The organism is Blastococcus sp. TF02A-26, from assembly GCF_003319125.1.
Classification (GTDB): domain Bacteria; phylum Actinomycetota; class Actinomycetes; order Mycobacteriales; family Geodermatophilaceae; genus Trujillonella.
Genome location: NZ_QOHG01000007.1, coordinates 151549 through 178162 on the forward strand (window position 1 = coordinate 151549; position 26614 = coordinate 178162).

28 protein-coding genes and 1 tRNA gene are annotated in these 26614 nt (G+C 74.3%); 19 read left to right on the forward strand and 10 right to left on the reverse strand.

Annotated features, from left to right (window positions below; translation table 11 throughout):
* Positions 1-43: 43 nt before the first annotated feature.
* The gene (locus DQ240_RS10160) at positions 44-1090 is read left to right on the forward strand and encodes a DUF559 domain-containing protein (RefSeq protein ID WP_233498630.1); all 1047 of its coding nucleotides are present in this window, start codon (positions 44-46) and stop codon (positions 1088-1090) included.
* Positions 1091-1169: 79 nt separating this feature from the next.
* Here DQ240_RS10160 and rsmI read toward each other — a convergent pair whose 3' ends face one another.
* Positions 1170-2009 (reverse strand): 16S rRNA (cytidine(1402)-2'-O)-methyltransferase, encoded by an 840-nt coding sequence (rsmI, locus tag DQ240_RS10165; RefSeq protein WP_113839559.1) that lies wholly within the window; start codon positions 2007-2009, stop codon positions 1170-1172.
* Between the two features lie 53 nt (positions 2010-2062).
* Between rsmI and DQ240_RS10170 the strand changes: the two genes are divergently transcribed.
* Genes DQ240_RS10170 through DQ240_RS10180 form a run of 3 tightly spaced genes read left to right on the forward strand, consistent with a single transcriptional unit; the run spans position 2063 to position 5754 of the window.
* Positions 2063-3577, forward strand: coding sequence for a dolichyl-phosphate-mannose--protein mannosyltransferase (locus DQ240_RS10170; protein ID WP_113839484.1), 1515 nt, complete (start codon positions 2063-2065; stop codon positions 3575-3577).
* 46 nt (positions 3578-3623) lie between these two features.
* A complete protein-coding gene (locus DQ240_RS10175) occupies positions 3624-4916 on the forward strand; it encodes an MFS transporter (protein WP_113839485.1) in 1293 nt (430 codons plus the stop codon).
* 46 nt (positions 4917-4962) lie between these two features.
* A complete protein-coding gene (locus tag DQ240_RS10180; protein WP_113839486.1) occupies positions 4963-5754 on the forward strand; it encodes an enoyl-CoA hydratase/isomerase family protein in 792 nt (263 codons plus the stop codon).
* Positions 5755-5757: 3 nt separating this feature from the next.
* Here DQ240_RS10180 and DQ240_RS10185 read toward each other — a convergent pair whose 3' ends face one another.
* The 6 genes from DQ240_RS10185 to galU all read right to left on the reverse strand — a co-directional run bounded on the left by DQ240_RS10185 (position 5758) and on the right by galU (position 11117).
* On the reverse strand, positions 5758-7017 hold the full coding sequence (locus DQ240_RS10185) for a 3-deoxy-7-phosphoheptulonate synthase (RefSeq protein ID WP_113839487.1): 1260 nt from the start codon (positions 7015-7017) through the stop codon (positions 5758-5760).
* A gap of 79 nt (positions 7018-7096) precedes the next feature.
* Positions 7097-7170: transfer RNA gene (locus tag DQ240_RS10190), tRNA-Ala, on the reverse strand.
* Positions 7171-7240: 70 nt separating this feature from the next.
* Positions 7241-7939, reverse strand: a complete 699-nt coding sequence (locus DQ240_RS10195) for a hypothetical protein (RefSeq protein ID WP_233498616.1) — start codon at positions 7937-7939, stop codon at positions 7241-7243.
* Between the two features lie 214 nt (positions 7940-8153).
* Complete coding sequence (locus tag DQ240_RS10200) at positions 8154-8777, reverse strand: GNAT family N-acetyltransferase (protein WP_233498617.1); 624 nt, start codon at positions 8775-8777, stop codon at positions 8154-8156.
* A gap of 1 nt (position 8778) precedes the next feature.
* On the reverse strand, positions 8779-10164 hold the full coding sequence (gene glp, locus DQ240_RS10205) for a gephyrin-like molybdotransferase Glp (RefSeq protein ID WP_113839489.1): 1386 nt from the start codon (positions 10162-10164) through the stop codon (positions 8779-8781).
* 35 nt (positions 10165-10199) lie between these two features.
* Positions 10200-11117 carry a UTP--glucose-1-phosphate uridylyltransferase GalU gene (galU, locus tag DQ240_RS10210; RefSeq protein ID WP_113839490.1) on the reverse strand — a complete coding sequence of 306 codons (918 nt, stop codon included), beginning with the start codon at positions 11115-11117 and terminating at the stop codon, positions 10200-10202.
* Between the two features lie 43 nt (positions 11118-11160).
* On the opposite strand from galU, the gene DQ240_RS10215 reads away from it, so the two are divergent.
* From DQ240_RS10215 to DQ240_RS10235, 5 genes are all read left to right on the forward strand, one after another.
* A complete protein-coding gene (locus DQ240_RS10215; protein WP_113839491.1) occupies positions 11161-11754 on the forward strand; it encodes a 5-formyltetrahydrofolate cyclo-ligase in 594 nt (197 codons plus the stop codon).
* Positions 11751-13130, forward strand: coding sequence for an SLC13 family permease (locus DQ240_RS10220; RefSeq protein WP_113839561.1), 1380 nt, complete (start codon positions 11751-11753; stop codon positions 13128-13130). The genes DQ240_RS10215 and DQ240_RS10220 overlap by 4 nt, the downstream gene beginning before the upstream one ends.
* A gap of 17 nt (positions 13131-13147) precedes the next feature.
* Positions 13148-14338, forward strand: coding sequence for a CaiB/BaiF CoA-transferase family protein (locus DQ240_RS10225; protein ID WP_113839492.1), 1191 nt, complete (start codon positions 13148-13150; stop codon positions 14336-14338).
* Positions 14335-15852, forward strand: coding sequence for a carboxyl transferase domain-containing protein (locus tag DQ240_RS10230; protein WP_113839493.1), 1518 nt, complete (start codon positions 14335-14337; stop codon positions 15850-15852). Before DQ240_RS10225 ends, DQ240_RS10230 begins: the two co-directional genes overlap by 4 nt.
* A 72-nt stretch (positions 15853-15924) precedes the next feature.
* Positions 15925-16647 (forward strand): AAA family ATPase, encoded by a 723-nt coding sequence (locus DQ240_RS10235; RefSeq protein ID WP_199589226.1) that lies wholly within the window; start codon positions 15925-15927, stop codon positions 16645-16647.
* A gap of 7 nt (positions 16648-16654) precedes the next feature.
* Here the strand turns inward: DQ240_RS10235 and DQ240_RS10240 are convergent, their stop codons facing one another.
* Positions 16655-17155 (reverse strand): MarR family winged helix-turn-helix transcriptional regulator, encoded by a 501-nt coding sequence (locus DQ240_RS10240; protein WP_113839495.1) that lies wholly within the window; start codon positions 17153-17155, stop codon positions 16655-16657.
* A gap of 126 nt (positions 17156-17281) precedes the next feature.
* On the opposite strand from DQ240_RS10240, the gene DQ240_RS10245 reads away from it, so the two are divergent.
* The 6 genes from DQ240_RS10245 to mscL all read left to right on the forward strand — a co-directional run bounded on the left by DQ240_RS10245 (position 17282) and on the right by mscL (position 22376).
* Positions 17282-18871 (forward strand): GMC family oxidoreductase, encoded by a 1590-nt coding sequence (locus DQ240_RS10245; protein WP_113839496.1) that lies wholly within the window; start codon positions 17282-17284, stop codon positions 18869-18871.
* 91 nt (positions 18872-18962) lie between these two features.
* Positions 18963-19493 (forward strand): dihydrofolate reductase family protein, encoded by a 531-nt coding sequence (locus tag DQ240_RS10250; RefSeq protein WP_233498619.1) that lies wholly within the window; start codon positions 18963-18965, stop codon positions 19491-19493.
* A gap of 65 nt (positions 19494-19558) precedes the next feature.
* A complete protein-coding gene (locus DQ240_RS10255) occupies positions 19559-20725 on the forward strand; it encodes a lactate 2-monooxygenase (protein ID WP_233498620.1) in 1167 nt (388 codons plus the stop codon).
* A 120-nt stretch (positions 20726-20845) separates the two neighbouring features.
* Positions 20846-21181: an FmdB family zinc ribbon protein gene (locus DQ240_RS10260; protein WP_113839497.1), complete on the forward strand. Its 336-nt coding sequence runs from the start codon at positions 20846-20848 to the stop codon at positions 21179-21181.
* A 95-nt stretch (positions 21182-21276) separates the two neighbouring features.
* Positions 21277-21888, forward strand: a complete 612-nt coding sequence (gene cpaB, locus DQ240_RS10265; RefSeq protein WP_113839498.1) for a Flp pilus assembly protein CpaB — start codon at positions 21277-21279, stop codon at positions 21886-21888.
* Positions 21889-21938: 50 nt separating this feature from the next.
* A complete protein-coding gene (mscL, locus tag DQ240_RS10270; protein WP_113839564.1) occupies positions 21939-22376 on the forward strand; it encodes a large conductance mechanosensitive channel protein MscL in 438 nt (145 codons plus the stop codon).
* Here the strand turns inward: mscL and DQ240_RS10275 are convergent.
* Positions 22373-23074 (reverse strand): YbaK/EbsC family protein, encoded by a 702-nt coding sequence (locus DQ240_RS10275; RefSeq protein ID WP_233498621.1) that lies wholly within the window; start codon positions 23072-23074, stop codon positions 22373-22375. The genes mscL and DQ240_RS10275 overlap by 4 nt on opposite strands.
* A 150-nt stretch (positions 23075-23224) precedes the next feature.
* Between DQ240_RS10275 and DQ240_RS10280 the strand changes: the two genes are divergently transcribed.
* From DQ240_RS10280 to DQ240_RS10295, 4 genes are all read left to right on the forward strand, one after another.
* On the forward strand, positions 23225-23587 hold the full coding sequence (locus DQ240_RS10280; RefSeq protein WP_199589227.1) for a VOC family protein: 363 nt from the start codon (positions 23225-23227) through the stop codon (positions 23585-23587).
* Positions 23584-24003 (forward strand): PaaI family thioesterase, encoded by a 420-nt coding sequence (locus DQ240_RS10285; protein WP_199589228.1) that lies wholly within the window; start codon positions 23584-23586, stop codon positions 24001-24003. Before DQ240_RS10280 ends, DQ240_RS10285 begins: the two co-directional genes overlap by 4 nt.
* A complete protein-coding gene (locus DQ240_RS10290; RefSeq protein WP_113839501.1) occupies positions 24000-24839 on the forward strand; it encodes a phosphotransferase family protein in 840 nt (279 codons plus the stop codon). The genes DQ240_RS10285 and DQ240_RS10290 overlap by 4 nt, the downstream gene beginning before the upstream one ends.
* Before the next feature lie 69 nt (positions 24840-24908).
* On the forward strand, positions 24909-25673 hold the full coding sequence (locus DQ240_RS10295; RefSeq protein WP_113839502.1) for a hypothetical protein: 765 nt from the start codon (positions 24909-24911) through the stop codon (positions 25671-25673).
* Between the two features lie 4 nt (positions 25674-25677).
* On the opposite strand, the gene DQ240_RS10300 is transcribed toward DQ240_RS10295, so the two are convergent.
* Positions 25678-26598, reverse strand: a complete 921-nt coding sequence (locus DQ240_RS10300; protein ID WP_113839503.1) for an MSMEG_6728 family protein — start codon at positions 26596-26598, stop codon at positions 25678-25680.
* Positions 26599-26614 lie beyond the last annotated feature (16 nt).

Consider the following 26614-nt stretch of genomic DNA (forward strand, 5'->3'; position numbering starts at 1 on the left):
ACCAAGGCATGGGAAGCCATCCCCACGTCTGACGGCCGTGGACATGGGGATCGCTTCCCATGCCTCGACCCCCGTGTCGAGTTCTCGGCTGTCCATCAGCGCGCCGGTTGTCCACAGGTCGAGTCGACCACGCCGGCCCGAGGACGACGTCGGTGAGGCTGCCGCGGTGCAGTGGCGTGAACACATCAACGAGGTCCTCGAGCGCAACGGCGGTCTGGCGACTCGGCGGGAACTGCTCGCCCACGTCCCGGAGACCGTCGTGGACGGCTACATCGGACGCCGGGCGCTCCGCCGGCTCTTCCCGCACGTGTACTGCCGCGTCGCCGAGCCGACGACTGACGACCTGCTGCTCCGAGCTGCCCTCCGCCATGCCGGCCCGGTCGCCGCGCTGAGTCACACGACGGCGCTGGCGGTGTGGGGCCTCGTGGCCTTCCGCCGTCCGGTACACCTCACTGTCGACCACGCCGTGCGCAGAGCCGGAGCGACGGATCTCGTCGTGCATCGTCGGCTGCGCTTCCGCCCCGACGGACCACAGTGCGTCACGAGGAACGGGTTTCGGGTCACCGCCCTGCCGCGGACCCTGGTGGATGCCTGGCCGCTGCTGCCGGTCCCCGACCGTCGTCCACTCCTCCTCGACGCCGCCCGCCGCGGTCTCGTCACCGCGCGGGGGCTCGAGCAAGCCCTCGCGGAGCGGCCCAACGTCGGCGGTCATCGCGCGTTGGCGCAGGCCATCGATCTGATCGCGGACGGGTGCCAGAGCGAACTGGAGGCGTTGGGTGTCCTGAACGTCTTCCGGCACCGCTCGCTCCCCCGGAGCGTCGGACAGCACCGCGTCGTCCTACCGCAGGGCGCCGTCCGGCTCGACCGGTCGTGGCCCGAGGTGAAGCTGGCCGTCGAACTGGACGGCGCGAAGCACCACACGTCCCCCGAGGACCGACGTCGTGACCTGGCTCGGGACACGGCTCTCGCCGCACTGGGGTGGGTGGTGCTCCGCTTCACCTACGCCGATGTCGTGCGCGACCCGGACTTGGTGCGCCGCCGCGTCCTCGAGGTGTACGCGGCGCGTGCCGCCCAGCTTCGCGTGGGCTGACAACCGCCAGGCATGGGAAGCGATCCGCACGTCGGCGGCCTCAAGACGCGGGGATCGCTTCCCATGCCTCGACAGCCGGTCAGGACCCCTTCGCGGCGACGACGGCGTCGTAGACGGTGCGGCGCGGCAGCCCGGTGCGGACGACGACGGCGCGGATCGCGTCCTTGCGGGTGGCGCCGGCCGCCTCCTCCGCCGCCACCTCCGCCGCCAGCTCGGCGGGGGTGAGCGGGATGGCCACCTCGGGCGCCCCGCCCACGACGAGCGTGATCTCCCCGCGCACCCCCTCGGCCGCCCACTCCGCCAGCGCCGCCAGCGGACCGCGCCGGACCTCCTCGTAGGTCTTGGTCAGCTCGCGGCAGACGGCGGCGGGCCGGTCGGACCCGAAGGCCGCGGCGGCGTCGGTGAGCGCGTCGGCCAGCCGGTGCGGGGACTCGAAGAAGACCATCGTCCGCCGCTCGCCGGCCAGCGCGGTCAGCGTCGACCGCCGCTCGCCGCCCTTGCGCGGGAGGAACCCCTCGAAGCAGAACCGGTCGACGGGCAGCCCGCTGACCGCCAGCGCCGTCGTCACCGCCGACGGGCCGGGGACCGAGGTCACGTCGATGCCGGCGTCGATGGCAGCGCGGACCAGCGTGTAGCCGGGATCCGAGACCGACGGCATGCCGGCGTCGGTGAGGAGCAGGACGGTGGCCCCGCCGGTGAGCGCCTCCAGCAACCCGGGCAGGCGGGCGCGCTCCACCGACTCGTGGAAGGTCACCACCCGTCCGGTGAGCGTCACCTCGAGGTCGGTGGCCAGGCGGTGCAGCCGGCGGGTGTCCTCGACGGCGAGGACGTCGGCGGTCTCCATCACCGACCGCAGCCGCGGGCCGACGTCGCCGGGCTGCCCGAGCGGCGCCCCACCGAGCACCAACCGTCCACTCACGGCGTCGAGCCTGTCACGGCGGTCGGCCCGGGCGACCCACATACCCTGTCGCCATGGCGGTGCTGGCTCCCGAACGCGCGGAGTCCGGACCGCCGGCACCGCTGCCACGCCGGCGCCTGCCGGGACGACGGCTGGACCGCATCCCCCCGCTGCCCGGCGACAACCGGCTGGCCTGGGCGCTGACCGCGGTCCTCGGCGTCCTCACCCTGGCCACCCGGCTCTGGGACCTCAGCTACCCGCGCGACCTGCTCTTCGACGAGGCCTACTACCCGCCCGAGGCGCAGGAGCTGCTCACCTGGGGCCACGAGTACAACCGCGGCTACACGTTCATCGTCCACCCGCCGCTGGGCAAGTGGCTGATCGCGCTCGGGATCAAGACGTTCGGCTACGACTCCTTCGGCTGGCGGTTCCCCTCCGCGGTGGCCGGCACGATCGCCGTCGTCGTCCTGGTCCGGCTGACCCGGCGGCTCACCGGCTCGACGTTCCTCGGGCTGCTCGCCGGGTTGCTGATGGCCCTGGACGGCTTCGCGTTCAGCCTCAGCCGGATCGGCCTGCTCGACGTCTTCCTGCAGGTCTTCGTCGTCTCCGCGGTGGCCTGCCTGGTGGTGGACCGGGACCGGGTGCGGGCCCGGGTCCGCGCGCTCGGCGAGGTGCCCCGGTCGGGCTTCCGGCTCGGTCCCCGCGGCTGGCGGATCGCCGCGGGGTTCCTCTTCGGCTGCGCGTGCTCGGTCAAGTGGAGCGGTGCGTACTTCCTCGCCGCCGCGGCCGTGCTGTCGCTGTTCTGGGACCGTGCGGCCTGGCGCGAGGCGGGCGTCCCCCGGCCCACGCTGGTGGCGCTGCGCCGTGGCCTGCCGGGGGCCGCCTGGGCGCTGGCCGCGGTCCCGGTGCTCACCTACGTCGCCAGCTTCACCGGCTGGTTCCTGGGTGAGACCTCGCAGGGCAAGGCATGGGCCCAGCAGAACCCCGACACCGCGTTCGGCTGGGTGCCGGACTCCGTGCGGTCGCTGTGGCACCAGCACGCGGAGTGGCTGGAGTTCCACAACGGGCTCTCCTCGCCGCACCCGTGGGAGTCCGGGCCCTGGACGTGGCTGGTCAACGGCCGGCCGATCCTGCTGTGGAACCCGCAGGGCCTCACCGACTCCGCCGGCGACCAGGTGGTCCGCTACATCCTCATGGTCGGGACGCCGACGCTGTGGTTCGCCTTCGCGCCGGCGCTGCTGTGGCTGGTCTGGCGGATCGTCGCGCGGCGGGACCCGGTCGCGATCCTGGTCGCGGTCATGGTGGCCGCCGGGTGGGGGACGTGGTTCCTCAACCCCGAGCGCACGATGTTCGCCTTCTACGCCGCTCCGGTCCTGCCGTTCTTCGTGCTCGCCGTCGTCCTGGCGCTGCAGGACGTGCTCGGTCCCCCCGGCGCTTCCCGGTTCCGCCGCCAGGTGGGGCTCGGCGTGGTCTGCCTCTACGTCGGCGTCGTCGCGGCGACGTTCGTCTACTTCTACCCGGTGCTCACCGGGCAGCCGCTGTCCCACGGCGAGTGGCTGGCGCGGATGTGGTTCCCGTCATGGTTCTGATCGTCCACTGGCACCCCGGGATGGTTGGGTAGTACAACCAGTAGACGTGTCGCACGCAGCCAGCTCGGGATCGAGCACCTTCCGGCAGCCGAAGGCCGTCTACGCCGTCGCCTTCGCCTGCGTCGTCAGCTTCATGGGGATCGGCCTGGTGGACCCGATCCTGCCGGCGCTGTCCGAGCAACTGGACGCCACGCCCAGCCAGGTCAGCCTCCTGTTCACCAGCTACCTGGTGGTCACCGCCGTCGCCATGCTCGGCACCGGGTGGGTGTCCAGCCGGATCGGCGCCAAGAAGACGCTGGTCACCGGCCTGGCGGTCATCGTCGTCTTCTCCGCCCTGGCCGGGCTGACCGACTCGATCGACGGCATCGTCGGGTTCCGGGCCGGCTGGGGGCTGGGCAACGCGCTGTTCATCGCCACCTCGCTGGCGGTCATCGTGGCCTCGGCCACGGGTGGGTTCGCCGGCGCGATCGTGCTCTACGAGGCCGCCCTGGGCCTGGGCATCGCGGCGGGACCGCTGATCGGCGGCCTGCTGGGCGACATCAGCTGGCGCGGGCCCTTCTTCGGCGTCGCCGCGCTCATGGCCATCGCGCTGATCGCCACCGTCGTGCTGCTCGACGAGATCCCGAAGCCCGCGCAGAAGACCTCGCTGCTGGCGCCGCTGAAGGCGCTGCGGCACCGCAGCCTCCTGACGATGGGCGTCACCGCACTGCTCTACAACTGGGGCTTCTTCACGATGCTCGGCTATGCGCCGTACCCGATGGAGCTCGACGCGATCCAGCTCGGCTTCGTCTTCTTCGGCTGGGGACTGCTCGTCGCCTTCTTCTCCGTGGTCGGCGCCCCGCGGCTGCAGGCCCGCTTCGGCACCGCCCCGTCGCTGTACGGCGCGCTGGGCCTGTTCGCCGTCCTGCTGCTGCTCATCGGGCTGTTCACCGACACCCGCTGGGCGCTGATCGCCTGCGTGATCGCCTCGGGCGTCGTGGTCGGGATCAACAACACGCTGACGACCCAGGCGGTCATGCTGGTCGCCCCGGTCGAGCGGCCCGTCGCCTCGGCCGCCTACGGCTTCGTGCGGTTCATCGGCGGCGGTCTGGCGCCCTACGTCGCGGGGAGGATGGTCGACGCCTGGGACATCCACGTCCCCTTCGTCGTCGGCGCCGTCGCCGTCGTCCTCGGCATCGCGGTGCTCGCGACCGGGCACCGCATGCTCGCCGCCGCGGACGCCCGGCTCGGGATCGAGGGCAGCGAGGAGGTCGCCGGCGAGGTGGGCGACGAGTTCGGCGGCGCCCCGGCTGCCGTGGACAGCGAGGTCCAGGCCGAGCACGCCCGGGCGCGCGCCTGACGTCCGCCCTAGGTTGGCAGCACCGGCCGACGAGGGGACGACGACGATGACCAGCGCTGCACGACCCGCGGTGACCACCACGGCCGACGGCGACGTCTGGCGGATCACCATCGACCGGCCGGAGACGGGGAACGCGATCGACCCCGAGCTCGCCGACGGGCTGCTCGCCGCCTTCGAGGGCCGGCCGGAGGCGACCCGCACGGTGCTGCTGCTGGCCAACGGGCCACGGTTCAGCGTCGGGGGGAACGTGCGGTTGTTCGCCGAGTCCGCCGACCCCGGCCGGTTCGTCGGGGACCTCGCGCACGCCTGGCACCGCGTCGTCCGGGCGGTCCTCTACTGCCCGGTCCCGGTGGTCGCCGGTATCCAGGGCGCGGTCGCCGGCGCCGCGGTCGGGTTGATCGGCGCCTGCGACATCGTCGTGTGCGCGCGCTCGACCAAGATCCGCCCCGCCTACGGGACGATCGGCCTCTCCCCCGACGGCGGCACGTCCTGGGCGCTGACCCGCGCGCTCGGGGCGCCGCGCACCCTCGACCTGTGCCTGACCAACGGCTCGCTCACCGCCGCCGAGGCGCACGCCGCTGGGCTCGTGGCGCGCCTGGTGGAGGACGACGAGGTGCACGCCACCACCACCGCGCTCGCACAGCAGGTGGCCGCCGGGCCGGTCCGCGCGATGGTCCGCACCCGGTCGCTGGTGCGCCAGGCCGCCATCCGCACGCTGGAGCAGCAGCTGGACGAGGAGGCGCAGCTCATCGCCGAGTCCGCGGCCGACCCGGAGGGGCGCGAGGGCGTCCGCGCGTTCGTCGAGAAGCGGACGCCGGACTTCCGCGGCGCGAGCTAGGCGTCAGCCGGCCGCGCGACGGGCGCGGGAGGCCGCCGCCAGCTCCGCCAGTAGCGCCTCGGTGGTCTCGGGGTCCACGCACGCGTCGGTGACGCTCTTGCCGTACTCGAGCGACCCCGGGTCCCGCTGGTCCAGGTCCTGCCGGCCGGCGACGAGGTTGCTCTCGATCATCACCCCGCGGATCGCCGGCTCGCCGCCGGAGATGTGCCCCGCGAGGTCGTGCACCACGTCGATCTGCCGCAGGTGGTTCTTCTGGCTGTTGCCGTGCGAGGCGTCGACGACGACCACCTCGGGCAGGCCACGGGCGCGCAGGGCCGCCCGGGTCGCCGCGACGTGCTCGGCCGAGTAGTTGGGGCCGTTCTTGTCCCCGCGCAGGATCACGTGGCCGGTCTCGTTGCCCGTCGTGGAGAGCTGGGCGGTCATCCCGTGGCGGTCGACGCCGAGGAACTCGTGCGGCGCGCGGGCCGACACCACCGCCTGGACGGCGACCTCGATGCTGCCCTCCGGCGAGTTCTTGAAGCCGACGACGGCGGAGAAGCCCGACACCCGCTCGCGGGCGGTCTGGTCGGTGACGTTGCGGGCGCCGACCCCGTTGTAGGTGACCAGCCCGTTCACGTACTGCGGCGTCAGCGCGTTCAGCGGCTCGGCGGCGACCGGGATCCCCAGCTCGGTGATCCGTCCCATGAGCATGCGCGTGGCCACCAGGCCGACGCTGATCCGGTTCGACCCGTCGAGGTAGGGGTCGTAGGCGAAGCCCTTCCAGTCCACCTCGGTGCGGGGCTTCTCGGTGTAGGTGCGCATGAGGATCTCGAGGTCCTCCGCCTGCCGCTCCCGCATCCGGGCCAGGAACGCGGCGTACTCCAGCGCCGCCGCCGGGTCGTGGATCGAGCAGGGGCCGGCGATGACGGCCAGCCGCCGGTCGGTGCCGGTGACGATGCCGGTCATGGCCCGCCGGCCGGCGCGCGTCGTGGCGGCCGACGCCGCCGACAGCGGCAGCACCGTGGCCACCGCCTCGGGCGTGACGACGACGCTGAGCCCGGCGATCCGCGCGTTGACCAGGTCGGAGACGTCGACCGTCTCCACCTCGCCCAGCCCCAGCCGGCGCCGGACGTCGGGCATGAGGCTCGCCTGGAGCAGGTCGACCTGGTCGTTGACCCGCTGCTGCACGGCCAGCAGGTGCTCGGCGATCCGCGCGGCCTCGGGCAGCAGCCGGTCACCGGACACCGTCTCCACCCCGCCGCTCACCCTGTTCTCGTGCACCATCGCCGTCCCTCCTCGACCGCACCCGCCCCCGGAACGACTCAGGGCGCCCTCCGGGTGGAGGACGCCCTGGGTGTCGGGGTGGAGCTGAGGGGATTCGAACCCCTGACCCCCTCGATGCGAACGAGGTGCGCTACCGGACTGCGCTACAGCCCCTGACGGGAGTCGAGAGTACCGCGCGCGGGTCCCGGCGCCGCCACGGGGTGGCGGCGCCGGGGTGTCGCGCTCAGAGGTTGGCGACCCGACGCGGCTGGTACTCGTCGATGTCGGCGAAACCGATGTCGTCGTCGTCCAGGCCGACGACGGCGCTGTTCTGCCAGCCGGCCGGGGCGCCGGTGCGGGCGCCGACGACGCGGCCGGGGCGCAGCGGGTGCACCGGGGCCAGCGGGAGGCTCGGGTGGCGCAGGCCGACGGTGTGGTGCACCGGCGCGGCCTCGTGCGACTCCTCGACCTCGGGCGACTCCTCGACGAACTCCTCGGCCACCTCGACCGGCGCCGGGCGGGCGGCGCGGCGGGCGGCCATCCGCGCGGCGCGGCGGGCGGCGGCCTGCTCGCGACGGGCCGCGGCGCGCAGCACCACGAGGTAGCCGACCACGGCGACGTCCAGCAGCGCCTGCACCGCCCAGATCCACGGGGCGACGAGGAGCGCGGCCACGGCGGCGATCACCGCCAGCGCGACCAGGCCGGCCAGCGTGCGCCGCCGCACGGCGTGCACGTCGACCTTCAGCTCACCGGTCTCGAGCAGCCGCACGCGGTCGACCGAGACGCGCTCGGTGTCCGCGTGCACCACCGGGTCGACGACCCGGCGCCGCTGGAGCGTGCGACCGGAGTCGCCCGTCACCGGACGCGTCCGCTCGTCGCCGCGGGTCACCACCATCGGCACCAGCACGACGAACCAGAGGACGACCAGAGCCGCGAGCAGCACACCTGATCCCATGGAGAACACCACCCGTCACACGAGTAACTTGCCGCGGCAGGTTATGCAGCTCGCTCGCCCATTCGAGGGAGGCGCGCGGTGTGTCGCCGGAGTGTTGTGTGACTGGAGTGCCGTCCGGGCGGCGTGTCGACACGGCGACCGACGGGGACCGGTGGGTTCCGTGCTAGGCGGCGCCACCAGGGATACCCGCGAACGCCGCCGCTCAACCACGGCCGCCGGCCCGCCAGCGGGCCACCACGCCCCCCGGCAGGTCCTCGGCCAGCAGCGCGTAGGTGTAGTGGTCCCGCCAGTCGCCGTCGATGTCCAGGTACCGGCGGAACAGCCCCTCGCGCTGGAAGCCCAGCCGTTCCACCAGCCGCTGGCTCGGCCCGTTCTCCGGCCGGATGTCGGCCTGCACACGGTGCAGTCCCACCGGCCCGAACGCGTGGTCGCACACCAGCGCGACCGCCAGCGAGGCGACGCCGCGGCCGGACACCGACCGGTCGATCCAGTAGCCGATGTTGCCCGAGCGCATCGCGCCGCGGACCACGTTGTCGAGGGTGACCTGCCCGGCGAGCCGGCCGTCGACGCGCACGGTGAACGGCAGCGTCAGGCCGAGGCGGGCGCGCTGGAGCACACGGCGGCGCACCGCCCGGTAGGCCGTCGGGGTGTGCCGGCGGGCCCACGGCTGGTTGCCGCTGGGTTCCCAGCGGGTCAGCCAGTCCTCGTTGGCCAGCCGCACCCGGCTCCACTCCGCGGCGTCCGAGCGGCGCAGCGGGTGCAGCTCGACGGCCCCCTCGCGCAGCGTCGCGGGCCAGCCGGGGCGCAGCGCGGGATCGGCCAGCACCTCAGCCGCCGAGCAGCAGCGGCATGACCGTGACCAGCCCGCCGGCGGCCACCTCGGTGACGTCCTCGTCGACGACGATCAGGCAGTTGGCACGGGCCATGCGGGCGAGCATCGCCTCGTCGCCGTCCCCGAGGGGCTCGACCACGTAGCCGCCGTCGGGGTGGCGCATGACCTGGCCGTGCAGGTACTGCCGGTAGCCCAGCGGCGAGTAGACCGGCTGCGCGCAGATCGCCTGCACGGTGCGGCGGAACAGCTGCCGCTTGCCCAGCATCAGCCGGATCGCCGGCCGGACGAACACCTCGAAGGCCACCAGCGCCGCCACCGGCTCTCCGGGCACGACGATGACCGGCACGGGGTCCCGGCCGATCCGGCCGAAGGCCTGCACGGACCCGGGGTGCATCGTCACGGGACGGAAGCGCACGTCGCCCAGCGCGGCCAGCGCCTCGCGCACCATGTCGCCCTGGTCGGGGAAGGTGCCCGAGATGAGGATCAGGTCGCTGCGCAGCGTCTGGCTCTCCAGGACCTCCGAGAGCCGGCGCGCGTCGGACGGGAGGATGCCCGACCGGTAGGCGTCGGCGCCGGCGTCCCGGGCGGCCGCGGCCAGCGCGTAGCTGTTGACGTCGACGGCCTGACCGGGCGCCGGGTCGCTAGCGATGTCGACCAGCTCACCGCCGCCGGAGAGGATCCCGACCCGCGGCCGGGGGCGGACCAGCACCCGCTCGCGGCCGACGGCGGCCAGCAGGCTGATCTGCGCCGGCCCGATCGGCGTGCCGACCGCCACCGCGGGGGTACCGGCGGCGACGTCGTCCCCGGTGCGGCGGACGTAGTTGCCGGGGGCCACGCCGGCGTGCACGGTCACGGTGACCACGCCGCCGTCGGTCCAGACGGCGGGGACGACGGCGTCGGCGCCGCCCGGGAGCAGCGCGCCGGCGGCCACCTTGTGCGCCAGGCCGGGACCGATCGAGGTCGGGCCGGCGGACCCGGCGACGGTCTCCCCCACCACGGACAGCTGGACCGGGTTCTGGACCGCCGCCGCGGCCACGTCCTCGGCACGGACGGCGTAGCCGTCGAGCGCGGACTGGTCGTAGGCGGGCAGCGCCCGCTTGCTGACGACCTCCTCGGCGCACAGCAGCCCCTGGGCGTCGAGCACGGCCAGCTCGATCGGGTCGGGCTGGGGCACCACGCCGAGGATCTCGTCGAGGTGGGACTCCACGGTGCGCGGCAGCTCCGGCTGCCCGGGCGGCGGCGGCATCGCGCCGGGGTCGATCTGCGCGGTGTGCTGGACCCCGCCGCCGGCCGGCGTCACGGCTCCGGAGCGCAGGTCCAGCGCCGTCGTCTCCCGGTGCTGCCGCACGGTCGTCGCAGAGCTGTCGTCGTCCACACCCATCACGACGGTCGATGCTCCCCCCTGCGGCGCCGAGGTCAGGCCTGCGACGCGCCCTCGGCGGGCAGCTCGGCCACGAACTCGGTCAGCCAGGCCCGCAGCGGCGGCCCGAGGTCGTCGCGCTCGACGGCCAGGCGGACGACGGCCTTGAGGTAGTCGAGCTTGTCGCCGGTGTCGTAGCGGCGGCCGTCGAAGACCACGCCGTGCACCGGCTCACCGCGCTCGACGAGGGTGGCCAGCGCGTCGGTCAGCTGGATCTCCCCGCCGCGACCGGGGGCGGTCTCCCGGAGCACGCCGAACACCTCGGGGGCGAGCACGTAGCGGCCGATGATCGCCAGGCTGCTGGGCGCCTCGTCCACCGGCGGCTTCTCGACCAGGCCGGTGATGGTGACGACGCCCTCCTGGACGTCCTCCCGGATCGCGACCGCGCCGTACTTGTCGATGTTCTCCCGCCCGACGTCGAGCAGCGCGACCACGCAGCCGCCGTGCTCGGCCTGCACCGCGAGCATCTGCTCGAGCAGGTGGTCGCGGGCGTCGATGAGGTCGTCGCCCAGCAGGACGGCGAACGGCTCGTCCCCGACGAAGGCCGCAGCCTGCAGGACGGCGTGGCCGAGCCCGCGGGCCTCGCCCTGGCGGACGAAGTGCACCTGCGCGACGTCGGTGGACTCGTGGACGGCGTCCAGCCGGCCCTGGTCGCCCTTCTTCTCGAGCGCGGCCTCGAGCTCCGGCGTCCGGTCGAAGAAGTCCTCGATGGCGGCCTTGTTGCGACCGGTGACCATGAGCACCTCGCCGAGCCCGGCGCGGGCGGCCTCCTCGACGATGTACTGCAGCGCGGGCCGGTCCACGACCGGCAGCAGCTCCTTGGGCACGGCCTTCGTGGCGGGCAGGAAGCGGGTGCCCATCCCGGCGACGGGGATGACGGCCTTGCGGGCGGCGCGCGCGCTCGGGACAGACATGGGCGCGAGCGTAGCCAGCGGCCCGGTGCCCTAACCTGCGCCGGTGACTCCCCCCGGCCCGGTGGGGGCGGCGAAGGCCGCTCTGCGCCAGCAGCTGCTGGTGCGACGACAGCAGCGGCCGGCGCCGGAACGGGCGGCCGCGGCGGCGGCGGTGACCACGGCGCTGCTGCGGGGCCTGGCCGGGTTCCGCACCATCGCCGCCTTCTGCCCGGACGAGTACGAGCCCGGGCACGGCCGGCTCCCGGCGGCGTACACCCAGCTCGCCGCCCGGATCCTGCTCCCCGTCGTCCACGAGGGCGATCCCGAGCTGCGCTGGGCCGTGGACACCGGGCGTCTGACCCCCGGCCGGTACGGGCTCATGGAGCCCGTGGGCCCCCGGCTGGGGCCGACCGCCGTCGGGACGGCGGACGCGGTCGTGCTCCCGGCGGTGGCGGTGGACCGCTCCGGGGTGCGGCTGGGTCGCGGCGGCGGCTACTACGACCGGGCCCTGCTGCACGCCCGCCCCGACGCCCTGCTCGTCGCGCTGGTGCACGACGACGAACTGCTCGACGAGCTCCCCGTCGAGCCGCACGACCGGCGGGTCGCCGCCGTCGTGACCCCGTCCGGCGGCTGGCAGGCGCTACCCGCGAGTACCTGACACCGTGGCGCCAGCCCGTTCCCGACGGCTGGAGCCCTCCCGTGTCCCCCGAGATCGTCTCGATCCTGGCCCTGGTGGCGATCTTCGCGGTCGCGACGTTCCTGCCGATCAACATGGGGGCGCTGGCCTTCGTCGCGGCGTTCCTGGTCGGGACGCTGTCGGTCGGCCTGACCTCCGACGAGATCCTCGCCGGCTTCCCCGCCGAGCTCGTCGTGACCCTGATCGGCGTCACGTACCTGTTCGCCATCGCGCAGAACAACGGGACCGTCGACCTGATGGTGCGCGGCGCGGTACGCATCGTGGGCGGCTACGTCGCGGCGATCCCCTGGATCATGTTCGCGGTCACCGCGCTGCTGACGGCGATCGGCGCCCTCTCCCCCGCGGCGGTGGCGATCATCGCGCCGATCGCCCTCGGCTTCGCCGCGCGGTACGGGATCAACCCGCTGCTCATGGGCATGATGGTCGTGCACGGCGCGCAGGGCGGCGGGTTCTCCCCGATCAGCGTCTACGGCGTCACCGTGAACACGATCGTCGAGGACGAGGGGCTGCCCAGCAGCCCGGTCACCGTCTTCCTCGCCAGCCTGTTCTTCAACCTCGCCATCGCGCTGGTGCTGTTCGTCCTCTTCGGCGGCCGCGAGCTGCTGGGCCGCCGGGTCGACACGCACGCCGAGGTCGGCGCCGACCACCCGCACGGCGCCGTGGTCCGCGGGCACGGAGCCGCCACCGGCCCCGCGGTCGGCGGCGAGGGGGACGACGACGTCCTGCCGCACACCTCGCGGGTGACCCTCGAGCAGGTGCTCACGCTGGTCGGGCTGGCCACCGTCGCCGTCCTCGCGCTGGTGTTCGACCTGGACATCGGGCTGGTGTCGATCACCGTCGCCGTGGTGCTGGCCATGCTGTCGGCGCAGCAGCACAAGGGCGCGGTGACCCAGATCAGCTGGTCGACGGTGCTGCTGATCGCCGGTGTGCTGACCTTCGTCTTCGTGCTGCAGGAGGCCGGCACGATCGACTACGTCGGCGAGGCGGTCACCGGCCTGGGGGTGCCGCTCGTCGTCGCCCTGCTGCTGGCCTACATCGGTGGGGTGGTGTCGGCCTTCGCCAGCTCGACGGCGATCATCGGTGTCGCCATCTCCCTCGCCGTCCCGTTCCTGCTCGCCGGGGACATCGGCGCCGTGGGGGTGGTGGTGGCCCTGTCGGTCGCCTCGACCATCGTCGACGTCAGCCCCTTCTCGACCAACGGCGCGCTGGTCCTGGCCAACGCGCAGGACGTCGACCGTGACCGCTTCTACAAGCAGCTGCTGGCCTACAGCGGCGTCGTCGTCACCGCCGGACCGTTCCTGGCCTGGCTGGTGTTCGTCGTGCCGGGCTGGCTCTAGACCGATCGGAGCAGACCGTGCCCGGACCGCTGGACGGCGTCCTCGTCGTCGACCTGACCCGGGCGCTGGCCGGCCCGCACGCCGGGATGATGCTCGGGGACCTCGGCGCCCGCGTGATCAAGGTCGAGAGCCCCGGGAGCGGGGACGACACCCGGGGCTGGGGCCCGCCCTTCGTGCAGCCCGACGGCGGTGGTGACCGGGAGTCGACCTACTTCCTGTCGGCCAACCGCAACAAGGAGTCGCTGACCCTCGACCTCAAGGACGACGGCGACAAGGAGCTGCTCCGGGAGCTGGTCCGCCGCGCCGACGTGCTGTTGGAGAACTTCCGCCCGGGCACGCTGGCCCGTCTCGGCTTCGGCACCGACGTGCTCGCCGAGCTCAACCCGCGGCTGGTGACGCTGGCCATCAGCGGGTTCGGCCACGACGGTCCGGAGGGCGGCCGCGCCGGCTACGACCAGATCGCGCAGGGCGAGGCCGGGCTGATGTCGCTGACCGGTCCCGGCCCCGACGACCCGCAGCGGGTGGGCGTGCCGATCGGCGACCTGCTGGCCGGCATCTACGGCGCCTACGGCGTGCTGGCGGCGCTGCTGGAGCGGGAGCGCACCGGCCGCGGCCAGGTGGTGCGCACCTCGCTGCTCGCCGCGATCGTCGGCGTGCACGCCTTCCAGGGGACGGCGTGGACGGTCGGCGGCCAGGTGAACCGGGCGCAGGGCAACCACCACCCCTCGATCGCGCCGTACGGGCTGTTCCGCTGCGCCGGCGGCAGCGTGCAGCTCTCCTGCGGGTCGGAGTCGCTGTGGCGGCGGCTGTGCGCGGAGTTCGGTCTGGACCCCGACGCCGACGGGCTGGCCACGAACGGCGAGCGGGTGGGCAACCGCGAGCGGGTGATCGCGCTGCTCGAGCGGACCTTCGCCGACATCGACGCGCCCACGCTGCTGGCCCGGCTGGACGCCGCCGGCATCCCCGCCGGCAAGGTGCGCACCCTCGACGAGGTCTACGGCTGGGACCAGGTCCGGTCGCAGGGACTGCTGGTCGACGTCGAGCACGAGACCCTCGGCCGGCTGCAGCTGCCCGGCCCGCCGCTGCGGTTCTTCGCCGCCGGCCCGGAGGGCGAGACGGAGACGACGAGGCGGGACCACGCCGCTCCCCCGCTGCTGGGCGCGTCAGACTCCGAGCTCCGCGCCTGGCTGACCGAGGGGACCACATGAGCACCACCGACGCCCGCACGCTCCGCGACCGGGTCCTGGACCCGGGTTCGTGGGTGTCGTGGGACGCCCCCGTCGCGGCGCGCGACGTCAGCCCGCAGTACGCCGCCGAGCTGGCGAGGGCCGCGGAGAAGACCCGCCAGGACGAGTCGATCATCACCGGCGAGGGGCTGCTGCGCGGCCGCCGCGTCGCCGTCGTCGCCGGGGAGTTCGGCTTCCTCGCCGGGTCGATCGGGGTGGCCGCGGCCGAGCGGTTGATCGCCGCCGTGGAGCGGGCGACCGAGGAGGGGCTGCCGCTGCTGGCCGCTCCTGTCTCCGGAGGCACACGTATGCAGGAGGGCACCGTCGCCTTCCTGCAGATGATCGGCATCACCGCCGCCATCGCGCGCCACAAGGAGGCCGGGCTCCCCTACCTGGTCTACCTGCGGCACCCCACGTTCGGCGGGGTGCTCGCCTCGTGGGGGTCGCTGGGCCACGTGACGATCGCCGAGCCCGGCGCCTCCATCGGTTTCCTCGGGCCCCGGGTGTACGAGGCCCTCTACGGCGAGCCGTTCCCCGAGGGCGTGCAGACCGCCGAGCACATGGCGGAGATGGGCCTGATCGACGCGGTCGTGGCGCACGAGGACATCGCCGACGTCGCCGACCGGGCGCTCAACGTGCTCGCCGCCCGGCGCACCTGGCACCAGGACGTCGCCGGCGCCGAGCGGCCGACCGCCGAGGACGGCACGGACACGGACGACCCGGAGGACGGACGCTCGGCCTGGGACGTCGTCACCGCCTCGCGGCGCGCCGACCGGCCGGGGGTGCGCCGGTTGCTGCGGACCGCGGCCACCGACGTCGTCGGGCTGTCCGGCACCGGCGCCGGCGAGAAGGACCCCGGCCTGCTGCTGGCACTGGCGCGCTTCGGCGGGGCGCCCTGCGTCGTGCTCGGCCAGGACCGGCGCGGGCAGTCGCTCTCGGCCCCGCTCGGTCCGGCGGCGTTGCGCGAGGCCCGGCGGGGCATGCGGCTGGCCGCCGAGCTGCGGTTGCCGCTGGTGACGCTCATCGACACCCCGGGCGCCGCCCTGTCGCAGGAGGCCGAGGAGGGCGGGCTGGCCGCCGAGATCGCCCGCTGCCTGCAGGACCTGGTGATGCTCAAGGCGCCGACGATCGCCGTCCTGCTGGGGCAGGGCACCGGCGGCGGCGCGCTCGCGCTGGTGCCGGCCGACCGGGTGCTGTCGGCGGCCAACGGCTGGCTCGGGCCGCTGCCACCGGAGGGCGCGAGCGTGATCGTGCACCGGACGGTCGACCGCGCCGACGAGATGGCCGCGGACCAGGGGGTGCGGGCCACCGAGCTGTGGCGGGCCGGGATCGTCGACCGGGTGGTGCCGGAGCGCCCCGACGCCGCCGACGAGCCGCAGGAGTTCTGCCTGCGGCTGGGCCGGGTGCTCGGCGAGGAACTGGCCGGGCTGCTGGGCCGCGACGACAACGAGCGCTTCCGCAGCCGTCTGCACCGCTACCGCCACCTCGGCCGATAGGTCTCCTCCGCTCGCTCGCGCTCTGCTCCCCACCGGGAGCAGAGCACGAGCGAGCCGGAGAGGATGTCCGCCGTGGACCGCCGCCCCGTCCGACGACTGCGCCCCGACCCGGGCGCCGAGGCGATCCCGGCCGACGTGTGGCCCGCCACGGTCCCGGCCGTGGCCCAGCTGCTGCGCGAGGGCCTGGAGCTACCGGCCGGCGCGACCGTGCTCGTCGGCGAGAACGGCTCGGGCAAGTCGACGCTGGTCGAGGTCGTCGCCGCGGCGGTCGGGCTGAACGCGGAGGGCGGGTCGGTGAACGCCCGCTACAGCACGCGCCCCAGCGAGCCGGGCTCGCTCGGATTGATCGTGGAGCGGGGGCCCGGCGCTCCGCGTTGGGCCTACCTGCTGCGCGACGAGACGCTGCACGGCCTGTACAGCTACCTGGAGGAGACCCGCAGCGACGGCAACCCCTCCGAGGCGACCTTCCACGAGCTCTCGCACGGCGAGGCGTTCCTGACGCTCTTCCACGACCGCGCCACCCGCCCCGGCCTCTACCTGCTGGACGAGCCGGACGCCGCGTTGTCCTTCACCGCCACGCTGTCGCTCGTGGCCTCGTTGACCGAGCTGGTGGCCCGCGGCGCGCAGGTGGTCGTGGCCACCCACTCCCCCGTGCTCGCCGCGCTCCCGGGGGCGCACCTGCTCGAGGTCGGGCCCTGGGGCCTGCGGGAGGCGACGTGGGACGGGCTGGAGCTCACCGCGAACTGGGCCCAGTTCCTCCGCTCCCCGCAGTCCTTCCTCCGGCACCTGACCTGACGAGGGGTCAGCGCTCCTCGGCAGTGTCCGCGCCGTGCTCGACGCGCAGGCTGTGGTCGGGGTCGAGGCCCTCGAGCACCTGCTCCAGCGCCTCGCGCAGCGCGCGCGTGCGGTCCGCCGACAGCGGGTCGAACACGGCACTGCGGACCGCCTCGACATGGCCGGGGGCGACCTGCTGCACGACGTCCCAGCCGGCATCGGTGAGGACGGCGAGGTTGCCCCGGCCGTCGTCCGCGGCCCGCTCGCGGCGCACCCAGCCGCGCTCCTCCAACCGGCCGACGGTGTGCGAGAGCCGGCTCTGCGACTGGTTCGCCCGGCGGGCCAGGTCGCTCATCCGCCGGGCCCGGCCCGGCGCCTCGGAGAGCATCGCCAGGACGACGTAGGCCGCGTGCGTCAGGCCCGCGTCGCGCTGCAGCTGCGCGTCGAGGACGCGGGGGACGAGCTCGCTGACGCTCAGCCACGCACGCCAGGCCCGCTGCTGCTCCTCGTCGAGCCACCGGGTCGCCACGCCGCAGACGGTACGGCCGCAGACGGTACGGCGGCGATCGGCCGTCCGCGTCGACCACTCCCGTTTACAACAGTTCGATGGTTGTGGAACATTCGTCCTCCCGCACGTCCTGAGGAGGCACGTCCCATGAGTCGCTACGACTACGTCATCGTCGGAGCCGGTTCCGCCGGCTGCGTGCTGGCCAACCGGCTGAGCGCCGACCCGGGGACGTCGGTGCTGCTGATCGAGGCCGGCGGCGGCGACCGCAACCCGTGGGTGCACGTGCCCAAGGGGCTGGCCTTCCTCGGCCCGGACAAGATGTGGATCAACCCCACCGTGCCGTTCGGTCCGCGCCAGCAGACCGAGTACTGGACCCGCGGCAAGATGATCGGGGGCTCCAGCTCGGTCAACGGCATGGTCTACAACCGCGGGTCGCAGGCCGACTTCGACAACCTGGTCGAGCTGGGGAACCCCGGCTGGGGCTGGGACGAGATCCTCCCCATCTACAAGCAGATGGAGGACCACAACCTCGGTTCCTCGCCGATGCGCGGTGAAGGCGGGCCGCTCGGCGTCACGGTGCGGACGAAGCCCGAGGAGCTCAGCGAACTGCTGATGGACGCCTACGGCGCCGTGGGCGTGAAGCGCACCGACGACATCAACTCCTCCGACGAGGAGCGGATCGGCTACACCCCCGGCAGCATCAAGCGCGGCCTGCGGCAGAGCGCGGCGAAGGCGTTCCTGCACCCGGTCGAGAAGCGGCCGAACCTCACCGTGGGCAGCGGTGTCCAGGTGACCAAGGTGCTGTTCGAGGGCGATCGTGCGGTCGGGGTCAGCGCCCGCGCCGACGGCGCGACGACGGAGTTCCGGGCCCGCAAGGAGGTCATCCTCTCGGCGGGCAACCTCGGCTCCCCACAGCTGCTGCAGCTGTCGGGCATCGGCCCGCGCGAGGTGCTGAGCGGCGTCGGGATCGACGTCCGCGTCGACAGCCCGCAGGTCGGCGAGGGGCTGCGCGAGCACCGCTGCTTCCCGCTGCAGGTCCGGATCACCGACAACATCGGCTACAACAAGGTGCTCGCCAACGTCGTCCGCCAGGGCGTGACCGGTGCCAAGTACCTGGTCGACCGCCAGGGCCCGATCGGCACCCCGGCCTACGAGATGCTCGCGTTCTTCCGGGCCACGGAGTCGGCCACCCGGCCCGACGCCCAGGTGCTGGTCACGCCGTTCACCATGGGGTGGGCGCCGACCAAGTTCGCCGTCGAGAACCGGCCCGGCTTCTCGATGCTCGGGTTCGCCCTGCGCCCGACGAGCCTGGGCTCGGCGCACATCCAGTCGGACGACCCGGACATGCCGCTGCGGCTGGACCCCGGCTACCTCACCTCCGACCACGACCGCGAGGTCTCGGTCGGCATGTTCCGGAAGATGCGGGAGGTCATCCAGCAGTCGCCGATCGCCGACAAGGTGATGATGGAGATCCAGCCGGGTGCGGTCGTGAAGAGCGACGAGGACATCCTGGAGTCGGGCTTCCTGTACGGCGGCCCGGGCTACCACGCCTCCGGCGCCTGCGCGATGGGCCCGGGTGACACCGACGTCGTCGACAGCCGGCTGCGGGTGCGCGGCGTGCAGGGCCTGCGCGTCATCGACACCTCGGTCCTCCCGGCCATGATCTCGGGCAACCTGAACGCCCCGATGATGGCCATGGCCTGGCGGGCCGCCGACTTCGTCCTCGAGGACGACTGAGTCCGCCGATCGCCCGCCCCGGGGGGCGGTCGACCGATGACTCCCGCACGCCGGCCCGGTCATGACCTCCATGGGACGAGTGATCGCGGGCATGACCATGTCGCTGGACGGGTTCGTGGAGGACGCCGAGGGCAGCTCCGGGCCGCTGTACGAGGACTTCGACGTCCTGGGCCGGTCCGACTACATGACGTCCATGCAGGACGAGACCGGCGCGGTGCTCATGGGCCGGCGGACGTTCGAGATGGGCGGCGACCCCGACTCCTGGGCCGACGAGGGCTACGAGTTCCAGGTGCCGATCTTCGTGCTCACGCACACCCCGCCGGAGAAGACGCCGAAGGGCACCGACCGGTTGTCCTTCACCTTCGTGACCGACGGGCTGGAGACGGCGGTCGACCGCGCGAAGCAGGCAGCCGGTGACCGCGCTGTGACCGTGGTCGGCGGCGCCGACGTCAACCGCCAGCTGCTGGCCGCCGGGCTCGTCGACGAGCTGCGGGTCGACGTCATGCCGGTCCTCCTGGGCGCGGGCCTCCCGCTCTTCGCGGGCGTGGGGCCGCACTCCCTGGAGAAGATCGGCGTCGAGGAGATCGGCGTCCGCACCTCGCTGCGCTTCCGGGTGACCTGACCCCGCGGACGGGCCCGGCGCCTGCGAGGCTGCACGGGGACCGTCCGGGACGAAGGAGCGTGCACGTGGCCAACCACGGGGACTGGCAGTTCGGCATCTACCTCGAGGGGCTCACCGGCGGGAAGCCGGCGCTGCCCATGGACTACGCCACGCTCGAGGCGGCAGCCGCCGACGCCATGTCGACGGAGGTCTGGTCCTACGTCGCGGGCGGCGCCGGCGACGAGCACACCCAGCGCGCGAACGTCACCGCCTTCACCCGCTGGGGGCTGATGCCACGGATGCTCGCCGGCGCCGCCGAGCGCGACCTGTCGGTGGAGCTGTTCGGCCAGCGGTTCGCGACGCCGCTCATGCTCGCGCCGGTCGGCGTGATCGGGATCTGCGAGCCCGAGGGGCACGGCGACCTCACGACGGCCCGGGCGTCGGCGGCGACGGGCGTGCCGATGATCGCGTCGACGCTGTCGCAGGACCCGATGGAGGACGTCGCCGCCGCGCTGGGTGACACCCCCGGCTGGTTCCAGCTCTACCCGCCGAACGACCGCGAGCTGACCGAGAGCCTGGTCCGGCGGGCCGAGGCGGCCGGCTTCACGGCCATCGTGATCACCCTCGACACGCTCACCCTCGGCTGGCGGCCGCGGGACCTGGCGATCGCCAGCTTCCCCCAGCTGAAGGGCCTGTGCCTGGCCAACTACACCTCCGACCCCGTCTTCCGGTCGCGGCTGTCCGCCCCGCCGGAGGAGGACCCGCAGGCCGCCGTGGGGCTGTGGGCGATGCTGTTCGGCAACCAGAGCCTGAGCTGGGACGACCTCGCCTGGCTGCGCTCGCTCACGTCGCTGCCGATCCTGCTCAAGGGCATCTGCTCCCCCGACGACGCGCGGCGAGCCATCGACGCCGGGATCGACGGCATCCACTGCTCCACCCACGGCGGCCGCCAGGCCAACGGCGGGCTGCCGGCGCTCGACTGCCTCCCCGAGGTGGTCGACGCGGCCGGCGACGCGCCGGTCGTCTTCGACTCCGGCGTGCGCGGCGGTGCCGACGTCGTCAAGGCGCTCGCGATGGGCGCCCGTGCCGTGGCGGTCGGCCGCCCCTACGCCTACGGGCTGGCCGTCGGCGGTCAGGCCGGCATCGAGCACGTGCTCAAGTGCCTGCTCGGCGAGACCGACCTGACGATGGCCATCAACGGCTACCCGACGGTCGGCGCGCTGACCCGGGACGCGCTGCGGCCCGTGCGCTGAACCCGGGGGCCGCCCGTGGGTGATGGACGGACGGCGAACGGTGGCGCATCATTGGCAGTCGCCGGGTGAGAGTGCCAGCCCGGCGTCGCCCGACCCCAGCCCGACCAGGAGCATCCCGCCGTGCCGACCTACCAGTACGCCTGCACCAACCCCGACGGCAAGCACGAGTTCGAGGTCGTGCAGTCCTTCACCGACGCGCCCGTGAGCGAGTGCCCCGAGTGCGGCGCCCCGGTGCGCAAGGTCTACGGCTCGGTCGGCGTCGTCTTCAAGGGCTCGGGCTTCTACCGCACCGACAGCCGCGGCAGCACCTCGTCGAGCGAGTCCTCCTCGTCGACCTCGTCGACCTCGTCGAGCCTGGACAGCGGCAGCAGCACCAAGAAGGAGTCGACGAGTTCCTCGTCCTCCTCGACCTCCTCGTCCTCCGGCAGCACGTCGAAGGCCGCCAGCGCCGGCTGACCGGCGGGCGCGGGCGCCGTCCACAGCCCGCACGCGCATCCACACCTCCGCGGCCGGCTCCCTCCCCGGGGAGCCGGCCGCGGACGGTGGGGGGCATGGTCCGCCTGCGCCGCCCCCGGTCCGTCGTCCACCTCGTGCGTCAGTGCCTGGCCGGCCTGCTCGCCCTCGGCGCGCTGCTGCTCGCGCTGCGCCCCGGGCCCGACGAGCCCGCCGGTCCCGATCCGGGGGTGCCGGTGGTCACCGCCGCGGCCGACCTGCCCGCGGGGACCGCGCTGGACGCCGGCCACCTCGTCGTCACGCGGATGCCGGCCGCACCCGGCGGCGCCGCCGACGACCCGGCCGAGCTGGTCGGGCGCGCCCTCGCCGGAGCGGTCCGCGCCGGGGAGGCCGTCACCGACGTCCGGTTGGTGGGCTCGGGACTGACCTCGCTCCTGCCCGCCGGCACGGTGGCGGCCCCGGTGCGCCCGGCCGACGTCGCGGTGAGCGCGCTCCCCCGCGCCGGGGACCGCGTCGACGTCCTCGCGACCACCGAGGGCGAGGCCCGTGCCCGCGTGGTCGCCGCCGGTGCACTGGTGCTCATGGCCGCGCCGCCGTCGGACGACCCGGCCGCCGGGCTTCTCCTCCTCGCGGTCGACGCCGGTACCGCCGCCGACCTGGCCGCCGCCGCGACCACCTCGACGCTCACGCTGAGCCTGCCGCCGCCCTGACCAGCGGGTCGACGTGCCGGGTCGCGCCACGGTGTGGGCCAATGGCGCCCATGCTGAAGGGATTCAGGGACTTCCTGCTGCGCGGCAACGTCGTCGACCTCGCCGTCGCAGTCGTCATCGGCGCGGCGTTCACCGCCGTGGTGAGCGCCTTCACCGACTCGTTCCTCACCCCGCTCATCGCGCTGGTGAGCGGCGGCGGGGAGGTGGGCGGCACGTTCGAGATCGACGACCAGACGTTCGACTACGGCGCCTTCATCAGCCAGGTGATCACCTTCGTGATCACCGCGGCGGTCGTGTACTTCCTCGTGGTGCTGCCGATGAAGAAGATCATCGAGCGGCGCAAGCACGGTGAGGAGGCCGGCCCGGTGGCGCCCACCCAGGTGGAGCTGCTGGTGGAGATCCGCGACCTGCTGCGGGCACAGCAGGGTGCAGGCCCCGGCCCCGATCCGTCGGGCCCCGGGACGACGACCCTGCCGGGCCAGCTCTAGTCGCTGCCCCAGTGGGGCGGGCGGTCCTCCAGGTAGCGGCGGTCGTCGTCGGAGGGGTCCGCGGGCCGCTCGCCCCAGCCGAGGTCGCGGTCGTCGGGCGCCCGCTCGCGGACCGGCTCGGCGGGTCGCGGCTGGGCTTCCTCCGGCACCGGCCGGCCCAGGCCCTCCAGCACCTCGGCGCCGGGCAGCGCGGCGAGCACCGGCCCGGGCACCGCGAGCTTGCTGCCCCGGGTCCCCGACCCCACGACGACGAGGTCGGCGGCGGCCACCGCGGCGTCGACCAGCACCGGCCACCCCGCGGGCAGCCCCACCGGGGTGATGCCGCCGTAGGCCATGCCGCTCTCGGCGACGGCGACGTCCTGCGGCGCGAACGACGCCTTGCGGGCGCCGAGATGCCGGCGGACCAGTCCGTTGACGTCGGCGCGGGTGGTGGCCGGTACCAGGCAGGCGGCGAGCACCGTCTGCCCGGCACGGCGGGCGGCGACCACCACGCAGTTGGCCGAAGCGGCCAGGGGCACCCCGTAGGCCTCGGTGAAGGCTGCCGTGTCGGCGAGGTCGTCGTCGATCGTGGCGACCCAGGCCGCGCCGGCGAGTGCGGGCAGCGCGGCGGCGACCGGCGGGCCGAGCAGCTCGGCGTGGTCGGCCGCGGGGAGCCAGGTCAGCGAGCCGAGGCGGGGGGCGGAGGCGGCGTCGGGCACGCCCCGATCCTCCGTCACGCCCGGAGGCGTCCGCCTCCCGGGCGATACCGCCATTCCGCACGGGAGGTGCGGGTCGGCGGCCGGATCGGTGCGCTTCCTGGCCGGATCCCCGCTGGGCCGACCGGTGCCGGCGCAGCCAGGATGGAGGCCATGATCGGCCGGTTGCACTCCGTCGTCCTGGACGCGCCCGACGCGCACGCGCTCGCCTCGTTCTACGCCGAGCTGCTGGGGATGGAGGTGAGCAAGGGCGGTCCGGGTGACGACTGGGTGGTGGTCACCGGCCAGGGCCACCGGCTGGCGTTCCAGCAGGCGCCGGACCTGCAGCCACCGGACTGGCCGGACCCCGACCGGCCGCAGCAGTTCCACCTCGACGTCTTCGTGACCGACATCGAGGAGGCCGAGCCGAAGGCCCTGGCCCTGGGCGCCCGGAAGCTGCCCGGCGGCGGCGGCGACTTCCGCGTCTACGCCGACCCGGTGGGCCACCCCTTCTGCCTGGTCTGGGACGCCGCGTGACCGCCGAGCTGCCGCCGGTCGACCTGACCGCGGCCAGCCCGTTCGTGGCGGCCACCGCCTTCGACGTCACCGAGGCCACCGGCACCCGGGTCACCGGCACGGTGGAGACCGGGGCGCAGCAGCACACGCCGTGGGGTGTGGTGCACGGCGGGCTGTACTGCGCGGTGATCGAGTCCGCGGCGAGCATCGGGGCCAGCACGGCCGTGGCCGACCGCGGTCAGTTCGCCGTCGGGGTCAACAACAACACCGACTTCGTCCGTCCGATGACCGCCGGGCGGCTGGACGTCGTCGCCGAGCCGATCCAGCAGGGCCGCACCCTGCAGCTGTGGCAGGTCGCGCTCACCCGCGCCGAGGACGGCAAGCTCGTCGCCCGCGGTCAGGTGCGGCTGCAGAACGTGCCCCTGCCCTCGTCGTGACCGCGGCGGCCGCGGTCGCCGCCGCGCGGGCCGTGGCCGCCGACGCCGGCGTCCCCTCCCCCACTCCGCGGGTGCTCGCCGACGGCGTCAACGTTGTCGTCCACCTCGCGCCGGCGCCGGTGGTGGCGCGGGTGGCGACGCGGACGACGGAGCTGCGACCCGACGCCACCGTCCCGTTCGGCCGCGAGGTGGCGCTGGCGGGCGCCCTCGCCGCGGCCGGTGCCGCCGTCGTCCGGCCGAGCGCGGTCGTGCCGCCGGGGCCGCACGTGCGCGACGGGCTGGTGCTGTCGTTCTGGCAGCACGTCGAGGTGCTCCCCGACCGCCCCGGGCCGCGGGAGGCCGCGACGGCGCTGGCCGAGCTGCACGAGCACCTGGTGCGGGTCCTCCCGGCCGGGGAGCCGCTGGACCGGCCGCTGCTCGACCTGGCGGCCTTCGCCGCAGACGGTGCGCGCTGGGGCGCGACCCCGGCCCAGTGCCGGCGGCTCGGCGAACGGCTCGCCACCCTCCGCCCGCGGCTGGCCGGCGAGGTGGTCGCGCTGCACGGCGACGCCCACCCGGGGAACCTGCTCGCCACGCCCGGCGGCTGGCGCTGGACCGATCTCGAGGACACCTGCCCCGGCCCGCGAGAGTGGGACCTCGCCTGCCTGCGACTGACCAGCCGCCTCGACGGCCGGGCCGCGCTCGACGGGCTCCCCGGCTCGCCGTCCGACGCCGAGCTCGCTCCCTGGCTGGAGCTGCGCCGCATGCACGCGGCGGCGTGGACGGCGGTGCTCGCCGCCTCCCGACCGGCCCACCGGGCGGCCGCCGTGGAGCGGCTGACCGCCGAGTTCGGCTGAGCCCGGGCGCCGGAACGAATCGGTCTCGCTGCACGTCTGGACGGCATGAGGCCCGGGCGAGGCGTTGTCGTGGTCCTGTGCGGTCTCCTGCTCGGGGGCTGCGCGTCCGCCGAGGAGGAGCAGCCGGCGACCCCCGAGCTGCCGGCGGTGTCGCTCTTCGACGCGAGCTACGACACCCCGGCGACGGCCTCGGAGCTGATCCGGGAGTCCTACGTCGTCGCCCGCGGCCGATTCGTCGGCGGGCCCGTGGTCGTGTCGGCATCGACGGACCCGGAGCTCCCCTCGGAGCTCGTGGTCTGGGAATTCGTGCCCGACGAGGTCTACCGCGACGTACGCGTGGACGACGCCCCAGCGCGGGTCGCCGAGGAGCAGCGGGGCTCGATCCTCGTGGCGGCCGGCGCGATCGTCGTCGGGCAGATGCGGGGCGACCAGCCGCTCGTCGAGTTCGTCCAGAGCTTCCCCAGCACCTCCAACGTCAACGGCTTCCCCCTCGACCGCCCGGTCTACGTCTTCCTCAGCCCGGGTGTGATGCCCCGCGACGCCGTGGAGCGGGACCCCGAGCTGACCCACGTCATGGGTCTGGCCGGGCCGGCGCAGTGCTACCTCGTCGACGACCTCTCCCGGTCCTGCGGCTACGTGGCCGACACCCCCGGAGGTGACCCCGGCGCGGTGCTCGAAGCGGGCAACCTCGTGCCGAGCGGCCTCACCGTGGAGGCGATCGAGGGATCGGCCTCGCTCCGCGAGGTCGTCTCCGCTGCCCCCTACGCGGAGCTCGACCCCCTCATCGACGCCGAGCGGTTCGTCGCGCTCCCCGCGGAGGGCGGCGAGGGTTGATCGGTCACCCGCCCGTCACGTGCGCCGGGTCGAGGACGACGGAGAACAGCGCCCGGGGGTCCTGCAGAGTGGCCGGCGGGAGCGCGGCCGACCGCGGGACGACGCGGTCCCACCGGGCCGGACGGCGGTGCGGGAGCAGCTCCCGGCCCTGGAACCGGTAGTTCCCGACCACCTCGCCCAGCAGCAGCCCGGCGCCGTGCTCGATCGGCAACCCCACCCGGTCGCCGGGCCGCATCTCGTCGAGGAAGGTCGACAGCTGGCGGAGGTCCTTGGCCGGGCGACGTCCGGTCAGCTCCTTGGACAGGGCGCGCAGTTCCGCCGGATCGAGCCCGGTGGCGTCGACGTCGATCCCCGACTGGGTGCCCAGCCCGACCACTCCGGCGGCCAGGCACGCGCCCAGCTCGTTGTGGTTGCGCGGCCGCACGACCCACACCCGCACGCCGTCGGGCTCCGGCGGCGGGGGCACGTCGTCGGGCTCGGGCCAGACGTAGGGCAGGTCGTCGGGCTCCGAGCCGAACAGCACGGTGAACCGCGGCCGGTAGAACTCCGGCTCCTTGGCCAGCAAGTTCGACCGGTGCGACAGGTGCAGCGCCGGATCACCCAGCCACGAGGGCAGCAGACCGGCGGCGGCGAGCTCCTCCTGCGAGGCCTCGACCACCTCGGGGGCGAACTCGCCGATCTGCGTGAACGTGCTGTCGGCGAACCCCCGCTCCCGCCAGACCCGCACCATCGCCAGTCCGTAGGCCACGAGTGCAGGGGTACGGCCACGCCACATCCGCACGACCGGGTGCGAGACCCAGCCGTAGTCGGGGAGTTCCAGCGCACGGAGCACCTGGAGGGTCTCCACCCGCTGCTTGCCCAGCCGAGGGGAGTCCAGCAGCCGCGCGCTCTCGGCGAAGTCGGCCACCGGCAGGAAGGTCTGCATCGCCGTCGATCCTCGC